The organism is Stenotrophomonas sp. 05N423, assembly GCF_056397145.1.
This window is the reverse complement of the sequence record NZ_JBFTMV010000001.1, coordinates 152833-165338: the sequence shown is the minus strand read 5'-3', so window position 1 is coordinate 165338 and position 12506 is coordinate 152833. Positions and strand designations below refer to the sequence as shown.

The following is a 12506-nucleotide window of genomic DNA, read 5'->3' as shown; positions in this document are numbered from 1 at the left end:
GGCGGCGGTTTCACCCACGCCGTAAACGAAAGCAGCCGGGCAAGGCCCGGCTCCGCGGAGACACACCCGCCGGACTCAGCGGATCTGCTGGCCGAGCCGGATCGACTGCAGGCGGTCCTGCGCGGTCCGCGCGGCATCGCTGCCCGGGAAACGCGTGGCGACCTGCTCGAGCGTCTGCTCGGCCTTGGCCGCGTCCCCCTGGCCGAACTGGGACAGGCCCAGCTTCAGCAGGCCGCCGGCGGCCTTGTCATGGGTCGGATAGCGCGCGACCAGGTCGCGGAACTGCGCCTCGGCCAGCTGGAAATTGCGGGTGGCGTAATAGCTCTCGCCCAGCCAATACAGCGCATTGGGGGCATAGACGCCGTTGGGATACTGCTCCAGGAAGCCCTGGAAAAGACGCGCCGACTCGTCATACTTGCCGGCCTTGAGCGCGTCGAAGGCCACGTTGTAGGCGCTCCGCTCGTCGCCCGCCGCGGCGACCGCGCCGGCATCGCCGCGCACGGTCGGAGGCTTTTCGGCCGCTGCCGCCGGCTTGGCCGCGGGAGGCGCCGGCAACGCAGGCGTGCCCGTCTGTTCCGCGCCGCCTTCGATGCGGTTCAGGCGCCCGTCCAGGTCCAGGTACTGGTCCCGGTTGCGCTGCTTGAGCTGTTCGTTCTCGTGCTGGAGCTGCTCGATCGTGCCCTGCAGCGCCTGCATCTCGCTGCGCAGCTGCTGCAGCTGGTTGAGCATGTCGGTGTTGGCCTGGCTGTTCTGGACCTGCTGCTCCAGTGCGCCGACACGGTCGGCCAGGCTCTGCCGCTGAGCATGGGCGGGTGCGGCAGCCACCAGGGCTGCCGCAACCACGAGCATCATCGTCTTGATGCCGGTACGCATCGATTACTGCGCGGTGTAGACGATTTCGACGCGACGGTTCTGCGACCAGCAGGACTCGTTCGACTCGGTGCAGACCGGACGCTCTTCGCCGTAGGACACGACGGTCAGCTGCGAAGCCGAGCCACCGTTGGCCTGCAGGGCCGAGTTCACGGCATTGCCACGACGCTCGCCCAGGGCCTGGTTGTAGGCGCGGCTGCCGCGCTCGTCGGTGTGGCCCTGCAGGGTGATGCGCGAGGACGGACGGTCACGCAGGTACTTGGCGTGGCAGGCCATGATGGCCTGGAACTCGGACTTCACGTCTTCCTTGTCGAAGTCGAAGTAGACAACGCGCTGGCGCAGGCAGGCGTCGGTGTCCAGGTCGCCCGGGCCGTACAGGCCGGAGGTCGACGGGCCACTCGGCTGGGTGGTGGCGGGACCGTTGTCGACCGGTGCAGCCGGCTGCTCCTTGACCTTCTTCGAGCAGCCCGCCAGCGCGGCAACCGACAGCAGCGAAACAAGCAGAACGCGAGTGGACTTGTTCATGGGGATACCTGAGGCTCCTGAGCCAATGATTGGGATTAATGCGGGTGGGATATTAACATTTAATCAACGCGCGGTACGGTATGGGCCCCATGCCGGCTCGCGCACATCGCCGTCCGCCAGGACCAGGCGCTGGCGGACCCGCGCGTCGGCCGACACCGCATACAGCACGCCACGCCCGCCCTCGCGGGCGGCATACAGAATCATGCCCGCGTTGGGGGCGAAGCTGGGCGATTCGTCCAGCGAACCCGGCGACAGCGTGCTCCAGCGCGGCGAGCCCAGGCTGCTGTCCATCAACGCGATCTTGTAGCTGTTGCCACTGCCCTGCGCCATGGCCAGCTTCTTGCCGTCATAGGACACGGAGACCTTGGCGTTGTAGTTGCCCTGGAAGGTCACGCGGCTGGCGCTGCCGCCCGACGACGGCACCTGGTAGATCTGTGGGCGGCCGCCACGGTCGGAGGTGAAATAGATGGTATTGCCGTCCGCGCTCCAGGTCGGCTCGGTATCGATGGCGAAGTGGTTGGTCAGCTGGGTCAGCTGCTTGCTGCCCAGGTCCATCACGTAGATCTCGGGGTTGCCGCTGCGCGAGAGGGTCAGCGCCAGGCGGCGGCCGTCCGGCGAGAACGCCGGGGCGCTGTTGATGCCGCGGAAGCTGGCGACCAGTTCGCGTGCGCCGGTGGAGATGTTCTGGATGTAGATGGCCGAATTGCCGCGCTCGAAACTGACATAGGCCAGGCGGTTGCCGTCCGGGCTCCACGACGGCGACAGCAGCGGCTCGGCCGAGCGCACGATGGTCTGCGGGTTGTAACCGTCCGAGTCGGCCACCATCAGCGCATAGCGCATGGCGTCGCCACGGCCGCTGGCGGTGACGTAGGCGATGCGGGTCCAGAAGGCACCGCGCACGCCGGTGATCTTCTCGTAGATGGCGTCGGCCATCTGGTGGGCGACGTCGCGCATGGCGTTGGAGCGCGCGGTCATCGCCAGGCCGAGCATGCGCTCGCCCTTGGCCACGTCGAACAGCTCGTACTCGACGCGGTAGGTGCCGGCACCGGCGTCGAGCACGCGGCCGACGACCAGGTAATCCTGCTTGAGCGCGCGCCAGGTCGGGTACTGCACCTCGCTGCCGCGGGTCGGGCGCTCGACGATCTGCGCCTCCGGCAGCGTGCGGAACTGGCCGGAACGGTCCAGGTCCGAGCGCACCACCGCCGCGACGTCCGTGGCCGGCGCACCGGCGCTGCCCTGGTAGGGCATGGGCACCACGGTGATCGGCATGGCCGACGCGTTGCCGCCGATGATGTCGATCTCCAGCCCCCGTTGCTGCGCCATCGCCACCAAGGGCAACAGCAGTACGGTCAGGGCGGCCAGCCAGCGAAGCGGTTTCTTCATGGGGTGCTCAACGATCGGATGAACAGGGGGACAAGGGATAGCAGCAGGCGGATGAACATTTTCGCAATCGTGAACGAAAATCCCGTGAAATCCAGCCCCGGCACCGCAATCGGCACCGGGAAGCCGGGCGGGAAGCATCATCGAGGGTGCCGATGGCGGCGTGAAGCCGCCGCGATTCAACGGTCCTGCGCCTCGAAGGTGAAGTTCAACGTGCGCTGGAACACCGACTCGAAACCGCGGTACGGCAGCGGCTGGGCGCGGAGCACCGCCGCCTCGACCGAACGCCGGCCGGCGTCGTCGTAGGGGCAACCGGCGGCGAACTGCACGTCCACCACCTCGCCGCCGGGCAGCTGGCGGATGGTCAGGCGGCAGCGCTGGCCGCGCGGGATCGTGTCCGGGCGCACCCACTGGTTGAGCACCGCCTGCTGGATCGCCGCGGCGTACTTGGCGGTCAGGTCGTTGCTGGTACCGCCCTGCCCCGGCGACGCCTGCGGCGTACCGCTGGCCGGCGAGGCGCTGCTGGACGAGGCCGCCTGCGCGCGGGCCTGGGCATCGGCCACCTGGCGCTGGCGCTGCTCGGCGAGCTTGACCTCCCGCTCGGCCTGCTCGCGCTTGCGGCGGATCTCGGCGATCTTCTGCTGGCGCTCCTGCTCGGCCTTGGCCTCGTTGGCCTTGCGCTGTTCGTCGGCCAGCTTCTTCTGCCGGTCGGCTTCTTCCTGTTGCTTGGCCAGGCGCAGTTTCTGCTCGGCCTCCTCCACGCGCTTGCGCTCGGTCAGGTCGATCTGCTCCTGCCGGCGCTTGGCCTCCTGCTCCTGCTTGGCCTTCTCTTCGGCGATGGCCAGCGCGCTGACCCGCTCCTGGTCGACCGTATCCGGCTGGGCGATGCGTTCCTGCGCGTTGTGCTGCTGCGGCGTGGGCGCATCCTGCGGCCGCGGCTCGGGGATCGGCTGCGGCGGCGGAATGGTGTCTTCCGGTACCGGTTCGGGCTGCACGTCCTGCACCGGCTCGGGCAGCGGCGGCAGTTTCTCCGAGGCGCGCAGCGCGCTGCGTGCGGCCGCGGCTTCGGCCGCCGACAGCTGCAGGCTCGCCTCCACCGCCGGGTTGCCGGCGGCGGCTTCGGTGCTGCGCGAAGGCGACCACAGCCAGGCCGCGATGAACACCAGCGCGACCAGCACGTGCACCAGCAACGCCAGTACGACGGGCATGCCCCATTCGTTGCCGGGGTCGCGCGGTGGCGGCATGACGTCAGTGTGCATCAGTCGCCAGACCCACCTTCTCGATCTTCGCCGCCTTGATCACGTCCATCGCCGACACGACCTTGTCATAGGTCACGCTGCGGTCGGCGGCGACGATCACGCGCAGGCTCTTGTCCTGCGAGGCCATCGCGCCCAGTTGCGCCTGCAGTGCAGCCGCTTCCATGCGTTGGGGATTCTTGGCATCGGGCAGCTTCAGGCTCAACTGCCCGTCGGCCAGCACCGAGACGATGACCGGGTCCTGCTTGCTCTCCAGCGCCTTGGCGTTGGAAGTCGGCAGGTCGACCTCGAAGCTGAGCGTGAGCAGCGGCGCGGTCACCATGAAGATGATCAGCAGCACCAGCATCACGTCGATGTACGGCACGACGTTGATCTCGGACTTGAGCTTGCGGCGCTTGCGCCGGGAAATGCCGGAGATCATGGTTGCTTACTCTTCGCCGGACTGGCGCTGCAGGATCGAGCTGAATTCCTCGGCGAAGGTCTCGTAGCGCACCGACAGCCGTTCCACGCGGGTGGTGAAGCGGTTGTAGGCCCACGTCGCCGGGATCGCCACGAACAGGCCGATGGCGGTGGCGAACAGCGCCTCGGAGATGCCCGGCGCGACCGAGGCGATGCCCGCCTGCTCGCCGCTGCTGATCATGTCGTGCATGGTCACCATGATGCCGAACACGGTGCCGACCAGGCCCACGTACGGGGCGTTGGAGCCGATGTTGGCCAGCAGCTCCAGGTTGCGCTCCAGCCCGTCGACCTCGCGGGCGAAGGTGGTGCGCATGGCGCGCTGGGTGCCTTCCAGCTGGGTGCGGCTGTCCAGCCCGCGGCGGCCGTTCAGGCGGCTGTATTCGCGGAAGCCGGACTCGAAGATCGCTTCCAGGCCATCGACCGAACGGTTGCGGTCGGCAGCCGAGGCGTACAGCTTGCCGAGATCGGCGCCGGACCAGAAGCGGTTCTCGAAGTCGTCGGCGGCGCGGTCGGCGGCCTTGAACACGCGCGCCTTGCGGAAAATGATCACCCAGCTGATGAACGAGCCGGCCAGCAGCAGCAGCACGATCAGCTTGACCGGGATGCTGGCCTTGAGCATCAGGTCCAGGTAGTTGATGCCGCCATGGCTGGCGCGGGCCACGGTCTGTGCCGCGGCGGCGCTGACATCCGCCGGCAGCGCCTCGGTCACGGTGGCCTGCAGGGCCAGAAGCAAAGCGATCATCCGATGTTCCTCAATCTTGCGCGTGTTGGGTTTCGAACTGTTTGAGCGTGGCGTACAGCGTGTCGTCCATGGCCTGCGGCCGGAAATCGCGGGCACCGACCGCGGCCAGCCGCACCTGCGCGGTCACCAGCGGCTGGCCGTCGCGCAGCACCGCCTGGCGGATCACCAGGCTGGCACGGCGGCACTGCAGCAGTTCCACCGTGGTCTGCAACGCATCGTCCAGCCGGGCCGGTTTGAGGAAGTCCAGCGTCATCGCGCGGACCACGAACACCTGCCCGTCGCCACTGCGCATGGCTTCCTGTCCATAGCCCATCGCCCGCATCCATTCGGTGCGCGCGCGTTCCATGAAGGCCACGTAGCGTGCGTGGTAGACCACGCCGCCAGCGTCGGTATCTTCCCAATAGATGCGTGTCGGCCAACTGAACCGGGCCTCAATCGACATCGGGCTGCTCCACGAACAGGTCGGACGGCGCGGCCTTGGGCTTCAGGCCCATGTGCCGGTAGGCCTTGTGGGTGGCCATGCGGCCGCGCGCGGTACGCACCAGGAAGCCCTGCTGGATCAGGTAGGGTTCGACCACGTCTTCCAGCGTGCCGCGTTCTTCGGACAGCGCCGCAGCCAGCGATTCGATGCCGACCGGGCCGCCGTCGAAATATTCCACCAGGGTGCGCAGCAGGCGCCGGTCCAGTTCGTCGAAACCTTCCGGATCGACTTTGAGCATCTGCATCGCCGCCTGCGCCACGGCATCGTCGATGTGGCCGCCGGCCCTGACCTGGGCGTAGTCGCGCACGCGCCGCAGCAGCCGGTTGGCGATGCGCGGGGTGCCGCGCGAACGCCGCGCGATCTCGCCAGCGCCCTCGGCGCTGCAGTCGATGCCGAGGATGGTGGCCGAGCGACGCACGATGCGGGTCAGCTCCTCGGCCGAATAGAACTCCAGCCGCTGCACGATGCCGAAGCGGTCGCGCAGCGGCGCGGTCAGCAGGCCGGCGCGGGTGGTGGCGCCGATCAGGGTGAACGGCGGCAGGTCGAGCTTGATCGAGCGCGCGGCCGGGCCCTCGCCGATCATGATGTCGATCTGGAAGTCTTCCATCGCCGGGTACAGCACTTCCTCGACCACCGGCGACAGGCGATGGATCTCGTCCACGAACAGCACGTCATACGGCTGCAGGTTGGTCAGCAGCGCGGCCAGGTCGCCGGCCTTCTCGATCACCGGGCCGGAGGTCACGCGCAGGCCCACGCCCAGTTCGTTGGCGATCACGTGGCTCAGCGTGGTCTTGCCCAGCCCCGGCGGGCCGAAGATCAGCACGTGGTCCAGCGCCTCGCTGCGCGACTTCGCTGCCTGGATGTAGATGTCCAGCTGCTCGCGCACCGGCGCCTGGCCGAGGTAATCGGCCAGGCGGCGCGGGCGGATGCTGGCATCGGCGGCCTCGTCCTCGCGGGTGGCGCCGGCGGCGATGATGCGGTTTTCGGTCATGCGCGGATTATGGCGGAGAAGCGGCAACGGCGCGTGGACCGGAAGCGCGCCTCCGCGCCTCCGCGCCGCACGCGGCGCCCGATGCCCTGCCCCATCAGATCTCCACCTGTGCGCCCAGCTCCACCAGCCGGTTTCCGGGGATGCGGAAGAAGTTGGTGGCCGGGGCGGCGTTGCGGTGCATGAAGGCGAACAGCTTGTCGCGCCAGACCGGCATGCCGCGGTTGGCGCTGGCAACGATGGTCTCGCGGCTGGCGAAGAAGGTGGTGTCCATCGGATCGAAATAGACGCCGCCATGGTCGCAGGAGCGCATCAGCGCCAGCGGCACGTCGGGCGTCTCCATGAAACCGAAGCGGACATAGATGCGGTAGAACTCATCGCCCACCGGCTCGATCTTCAGCCGCTGCCCCGCCGCCGCGTACGGCACCGGCAGGGTTTCCACGTGCAGGAACACGTTGCGTTCGTGCAGCACCTTGTTGTGCTTGAGGTTGTGCATCAGCGCGTGCGGCACCACCGTCGGGTCGGCGGTCAGGAACACCGCGGTGCCCGGCACCCGCACCGGCGGCGCCAGCATCAGCCCCGGCAGGAAGGTGTCGATGCGGATGCCGTCCTTGCGCACCTCGTCGCGCAGCAGTTCGCGGCCGCGGCGCCAGGTGCGCATCATCGTGAACAGCACGATGCCCAGCGCCACCGGCACCCAGGCGCCCTGCAGCAGCTTGGCGCCGTTGGCGACGACGAAGCCCAGGTCGATCATGAAGAACACCGCGCACAGCGCGACGATGCCGTGGCGCGCGCGCGGCCACAGCGTGCGCGCCACCAGCGCCAGCAGCAGGGTGTCGATCAGCATCGTCGCCGACACCGAGATGCCGTAGGCCACGGCCAGGTTGCTGGAGCTGCGGAACGCCAGCACCAGCCCGAACACCATCAGCGCCAGCCCCCAGTTGATGCCGGGGATGTAGATCTGGCCGATGGTGTCGTGCGAGGTATGCAGGATGCGCATGCGCGGGATGTAGCCCAGCTGCATGGCCTGGCGCGAGACCGAGAACGCGCCGGTGATCACCGACTGGCTGGCGATCACCGCCGCCATGGTCGCCAGGATGATCATCGGGTACAGCGCCCAGCCCGGCACCGCCTCGAAGAACGGGTTGGCCACCGCATCCGGCCGCTGCAGCACCAGCGCGCCCTGCCCCAGGTAATTCAGCACCAGGCACGGCAGCACGAAGAAATACCAGGCGTGGCGGATCGGCGGCGCGCCGAAGTGGCCCATGTCCGCGTACAGCGCCTCGCCACCGGTCACCGCCAGCACCACCGCACCGAAGATGAAGATGCCGTGCCAGCCGTGCTCCATGAAGAAGCGCACTGCCCACCACGGATTGAACGCCTTGAGCACCTCGGGCGCGGCGATCATGTTCCAGACGCCGATCGCCGCCAGCGACAGGAACCAGACCAGCATCACTGGCCCGAACACCTTGCCCACCTTCTCGGTGCCGAAGCGCTGCGCGGCGAACAGGATGGCCAGCACCACCAGGGTGATCGGCACCACGAACCGGCCCAGGCCGGGCGCGGCCACCTCCAGGCCCTCGACCGCGCCCATCACGGTGATGGCCGGGGTGATCACGCCGTCGCCGAAGAACAGCGAGGCGCCGAAGATGCCGAGGATGCCGACCACGTAGGCCGAGCGCGAGCCGTTGCGCAGGGTGCGCTGGGCCAGCGCCATCAGCGCCATGATGCCGCCCTCGCCGTCGTTGTCGGCGCGCATGATGATGGTCACGTACTTGAGCGTGACCACCATGTTCAGCGCCCAGAACGCCAGCGACAGCACGCCCAGCACCGTGTCGTGGTCGCTGTCGAGCCCGTAGTGCGGCGAGAACGCCTCCTTGAGCGTGTACAGCGGGCTGGTGCCGATGTCGCCGAATACGACGCCGATGGCGCCGATGATCAGCGCCAGGCCGCCGGCGGCGCCAGGACTGCCATGGTGGCCGGAGGTTTCAGGCTGGGAAGCAGCGTGGGACATGGTGGTTTCGGTCGCCCGGGATGAAGGGATGCGTCAGCGCAGCGCCGATTGCAGCGCCTTGCGGATCACCGTGGCGACATCGTCGCCCTCGGCCGCCGCATCGCGCGCCATCTTCGCCGCCTCGGCGGGTTTGTAACCCAGTTGCTGCAAGGCCACCGTCGCCTCGGACACCGGATCGGCAGCCAGGGGGCCGGCCACCGGCGAGCTGCCGCCGGAGAATCCGGCGGCCTTGTCGCGCAGTTCCACGATCATGCGCTCGGCGGTCTTCTTGCCGATGCCGGGGATGCGGGTCAGCGCGGTGATGTCGCCGGCCTGGATCAGCCGGCCGAACTCGTCCACGCTGACACCGGACAGCACCGCCAGCGCGATTTTGGCGCCGACGCCGGTGACCTTCTGCACGTCGCGGAACAACCGCCGCTCGCCTTCGCGCAGGAAGCCGTACAGCGACACGCTGTCCTCCTTCTGCGCGTAATGGGTGAACAGCACCACCTCGCGGCCGATGTCGGGCAGGTCGTAGAAGGTGCTCATCGGCGCCTCCAGTTCGTAACCGACGCCGCCCACGTCGATCACCAGCCACGGGGGAGCCTTGTGGGCGAGGATGCCGCGCAGACGACCGATCATGGGTTTCCCTGGAAAGATGGAAGGACGAGGACCGCCGCCAGGTACAGCGCGCCGGTCAGGCAGGCCAGCAGCATGGCGAAGAACAGCAGGAACAGCCAGTAATCCATGGGCTGCCGGTCGCGCGCATACACCTGCGGGTTCGCGAAGCGCAGTCCCAGCGAGGAAACGATCACGCCGCTGCGCAGGTACGCATACAGCACGAAGCCCGCCGACAGGCACCAGGCCGCGCCCGCCGTGACGACCAGGACATGCGCCAGCCCCTGCGGCAATCCGGCGAGGGCGCATGCGACCAGCACCGCGATGCACAGCAGCAGACTGCACAGGCCCGCCATCCGGTGCATCTGCCGGTCGCAGGCAGGCATGCCGGCCCCGGCGTTCTGCACATGCTGGCGCAGCCCGCTCATTTGCGGCTCCAGGCCATGCGCGCGCCTACGCCCAGCCGGTTGGCCGTGGCGCGTACGTGCGCATGGGTGATGGCCACGGCCAGCGCGTCGGCGGCGTCGGCCTGCAGCTTGCCCTGCAGGCCGAGCATCAGCCCGACCATGTGCTGCACCTGCTGCTTCTCGGCGCCGCCGCGGCCGACCACCGCCAGCTTGATCTCGGTGGCGGCGTACTCGCTGACCGGCAGGTCGCGCAGCACCACCGCGCACAGCGCCGCACCGCGCGCCTGGCCGAGCTTGAGCGCCGAGTCGGCGTTCTTGGCCATGAACACCTTCTCGATGGCCACTTCCTGCGGCTGGTACTCGTCGATCAGCGCGTGCACGCCATGCACCAGCCGCTTCAGGCGCTGGGCGAAATCCGCCGCGCCCAGCAGCACCAGCGGCTGGTGGTGGACATGACGGGCACGCCCGGCCGCATCGATTTCGATGATGCCGATGCCGGTACGCTGCGAGCCGGGGTCGATGCCGAGGATGCGGGTCATTGCCATGGCGGCCGGAAAGGAACGGCGGCCATGATCGCCGGCCGCCGTCTCACATGACGGGACGCGGGCGCGCCGTCAGGCCTGCTCCAGCCCGGCCTGGTCGACGTTGGAGTACACGTCCTGCACGTCGTCCAGGTCCTCGAGCATGTCCAGCAGCTTCTTCACCTGCAGCGCGGTGTCGCCGGCGACGGCGATGTCGTTGTCGGCGCGGAAGGTGATCTCGGCATGGTCGGGAACCAGGCCGGCGGCGTCCATGGCGTCTTTCACCGACTGGAAATTCTCCGGCGCGGTGACCACGTCGATCGAACCGTCGTCCGGATACACGACGATGTCGTCGGCGCCGGCCTCGATAGCGGCTTCGGTGATCCGGCTTTCAAACGAGGATGCCTCGTCCGCGCCCGGCGCGTAGGTCAGCACGCCCAGGCGCTTGAACATGAAGGCCACCGAGCCTTCGGTGCCCATGTTGCCGCCGCACTTGGAAAAAGCGTGGCGCACGTCGGCCACGGTACGCACGCGGTTGTCGGTCAGGCAGTCGACGATGACCGCCACGCCGCCCGGCGCATAGCCCTCGTAACGGATTTCCTCGTACTCGACGCCTTCCAGCTCGCCAGTGGCCTTCTTGATGGCGCGTTCGATCACGTCCTTGGACATGTTCGCGGTCAGGCCCTTGTCCATGGCCACGCGCAGGCGCGGGTTGTTGTTGGGGTCCCCTCCACCGCCGCGGGCGGCCACGCCGATCTCACGGATGATCTTGGTGAAAATCTTGCCGCGCTTCGCGTCGGACGCGTTCTTGCGGGCTTCGATGGAAGGACCTCTACCCATGGGGATCTACCGTACATCTGTCAGGAACAGGGGGCGGATTCTACCCGATCCCCGCACGGCGGCCCGTCATGCCGCCCGCTGCGCGGCCCCTGCCCCGAAACGCCCGTCGCGCAGGAACGCGGCGGTCAAGACGGCCACCTCGGGCGACAGCACCAGCCCGCTGTGGCTGGACGGCACCACGCAGTGGTCGGCCAGGCCCGGCAGGCGGGTTTCGGCCAGCGCCACGGTGCCGTCGGAGTCGCCGTGCAGCGCCCCCATCAGCGCGCCCAGGCCATGCGGCACGCTGCCGGCCACCAGCCCCACTTCCGCCCGCCCATGCCATTCCGGCAGACCGTGCTGCAGCAGGCCGCCGCTGCGTCCCAGCGCCGCCGCCCAGCCATGTCCGGCCAGCGCCCGCGCGGTCTCGCTGCCGCACAGCGGCGAGCCCAGGCAGACCACGCGCGGCACATCGAGCCCGGGCTCCCGCCGCAACGCTTCCAGCGCGACCAGGCCGCCGAGGCTGTGGCCGACCAGCGAGACCCTGCCCTGCCCGCGCAAGCGCTCGATCAGCGACGGCACCGCCACCTCGGGACCGCCGAACACGCTGGGATAGCCGAAGGCGCCGACCTCGAAACCGCGCGCGCGCAGGCGCCACGCCAACGGCCCCACCCAGGCCCGTGCGTTCCAGATGCCGTGCAGCAGCAGCACGCGGTGCGTCATGCTTTCCATCCTGCGCCGGAGCGGCGCCTCGATCACGCCCGGATTGAAGCCGAATGTTCCGCAACGGCGGGTGAAGCGATACATCGCCCGATGCCTCGCCGTTCCCCCTGCAGGATGGTAGCGCGGGTCGCTATGCCTGGCGGCGCAGGATGAACTCGCGGTCGCGCGTGCGGCCGACCGGGAATCCGTATTCACCGACCCTGTCGAAGCCGTGACGCGCATAGAACCGCTGCGCGCCTAGGTTCTCCGACCAGACGCCGATCCACAGCGTGCGCGGGCCGGCTTCCAGCAGCCACTGTTCGGCCTGCGCGAACAGCTTGCCGCCCCAGCCACCGCTCTGGTGGCCGCGCAGCACATACAGGCGCTTCAGTTCGCCGTCGCCGGGCCGTACGTCGGCATGCGGCAGGCCGCAGGGGCCGGCCAGGGCGAAGCCGACCGCTTCGCCCTCGATCTCCAGCAGCCACGCGGCGTAATCGCCCGACTCCAGCTGCCTGCGCTGCAGGTCCTGCGGATAGGCGCCGGCCAGGTAATCGGCCAGGTCCTGCGGCGGGTACAGGTGGCCGAACGTCTCCACGAAGGTACGTTCGGCCAGCGCGCACAGCATTGCGGCATCGTCGGGGGTGGCTCGGCGGATGGTCATCGGCGGGGATTCCGGGGCATGGAAACGTAAAAAACCAGGAACCGGCGAAAGCCTGCGGCTTCCTCCAGTTCCTGGTTCAAGGCCTGC

The 12506-nt window shown here is 68.7% G+C and carries 15 protein-coding genes; all 15 read right to left on the bottom strand.

What is annotated here, in order from left to right; translation table 11 throughout:
• Positions 1–75 precede the first annotated feature (75 nt).
• Positions 76–873: a tol-pal system protein YbgF gene (ybgF, locus tag AC1DGW_RS00790; protein ID WP_478018748.1), complete on the bottom strand. Its 798-nt coding sequence runs from the start codon at positions 871–873 to the stop codon at positions 76–78.
• Between the two features lie 3 nt (positions 874–876).
• Entirely contained in the window at positions 877–1395 is a 519-nt protein-coding gene (pal, locus tag AC1DGW_RS00785; RefSeq protein WP_478018747.1) for a peptidoglycan-associated lipoprotein Pal, read from the bottom strand.
• A 63-nt stretch (positions 1396–1458) separates the two neighbouring features.
• Positions 1459–2778 (bottom strand): Tol-Pal system beta propeller repeat protein TolB, encoded by a 1320-nt coding sequence (gene tolB, locus AC1DGW_RS00780; protein ID WP_478018746.1) that lies wholly within the window; start codon positions 2776–2778, stop codon positions 1459–1461.
• A 176-nt stretch (positions 2779–2954) separates the two neighbouring features.
• Complete coding sequence (gene tolA / locus AC1DGW_RS00775) at positions 2955–4034, bottom strand: cell envelope integrity protein TolA (protein ID WP_478018745.1); 1080 nt, start codon at positions 4032–4034, stop codon at positions 2955–2957.
• Entirely contained in the window at positions 4024–4452 is a 429-nt protein-coding gene (gene tolR / locus AC1DGW_RS00770) for a protein TolR (RefSeq protein WP_478018744.1), read from the bottom strand. Before tolR ends, tolA begins: the two co-directional genes overlap by 11 nt.
• 6 nt (positions 4453–4458) lie before the next feature.
• Positions 4459–5232, bottom strand: coding sequence for a protein TolQ (tolQ, locus tag AC1DGW_RS00765; protein ID WP_055767984.1), 774 nt, complete (start codon positions 5230–5232; stop codon positions 4459–4461).
• Between the two features lie 10 nt (positions 5233–5242).
• Positions 5243–5674 carry a tol-pal system-associated acyl-CoA thioesterase gene (ybgC, locus tag AC1DGW_RS00760; protein ID WP_478018742.1) on the bottom strand — a complete coding sequence of 144 codons (432 nt, stop codon included), beginning with the start codon at positions 5672–5674 and terminating at the stop codon, positions 5243–5245.
• A complete protein-coding gene (gene ruvB / locus AC1DGW_RS00755; protein ID WP_478018740.1) occupies positions 5664–6704 on the bottom strand; it encodes a Holliday junction branch migration DNA helicase RuvB in 1041 nt (346 codons plus the stop codon). Before ruvB ends, ybgC begins: the two co-directional genes overlap by 11 nt.
• 94 nt (positions 6705–6798) lie before the next feature.
• Entirely contained in the window at positions 6799–8715 is a 1917-nt protein-coding gene (locus tag AC1DGW_RS00750; RefSeq protein ID WP_478018739.1) for a potassium transporter Kup, read from the bottom strand.
• A gap of 33 nt (positions 8716–8748) precedes the next feature.
• Positions 8749–9336, bottom strand: a complete 588-nt coding sequence (ruvA, locus tag AC1DGW_RS00745) for a Holliday junction branch migration protein RuvA (RefSeq protein ID WP_478018738.1) — start codon at positions 9334–9336, stop codon at positions 8749–8751.
• On the bottom strand, positions 9333–9740 hold the full coding sequence (locus AC1DGW_RS00740) for a hypothetical protein (protein ID WP_478018737.1): 408 nt from the start codon (positions 9738–9740) through the stop codon (positions 9333–9335). The genes ruvA and AC1DGW_RS00740 overlap by 4 nt, the downstream gene beginning before the upstream one ends.
• Positions 9737–10258: a crossover junction endodeoxyribonuclease RuvC gene (gene ruvC, locus AC1DGW_RS00735; protein ID WP_478018736.1), complete on the bottom strand. Its 522-nt coding sequence runs from the start codon at positions 10256–10258 to the stop codon at positions 9737–9739. The genes AC1DGW_RS00740 and ruvC overlap by 4 nt, the downstream gene beginning before the upstream one ends.
• Positions 10259–10333: 75 nt before the next feature.
• Entirely contained in the window at positions 10334–11080 is a 747-nt protein-coding gene (locus tag AC1DGW_RS00730) for a YebC/PmpR family DNA-binding transcriptional regulator (RefSeq protein ID WP_478018735.1), read from the bottom strand.
• A gap of 66 nt (positions 11081–11146) precedes the next feature.
• A complete protein-coding gene (locus AC1DGW_RS00725; protein ID WP_478018734.1) occupies positions 11147–11779 on the bottom strand; it encodes an esterase/lipase family protein in 633 nt (210 codons plus the stop codon).
• Positions 11780–11909: 130 nt separating this feature from the next.
• Positions 11910–12419, bottom strand: a complete 510-nt coding sequence (locus AC1DGW_RS00720) for an N-acetyltransferase family protein (protein WP_478018733.1) — start codon at positions 12417–12419, stop codon at positions 11910–11912.
• Positions 12420–12506 lie beyond the last annotated feature (87 nt).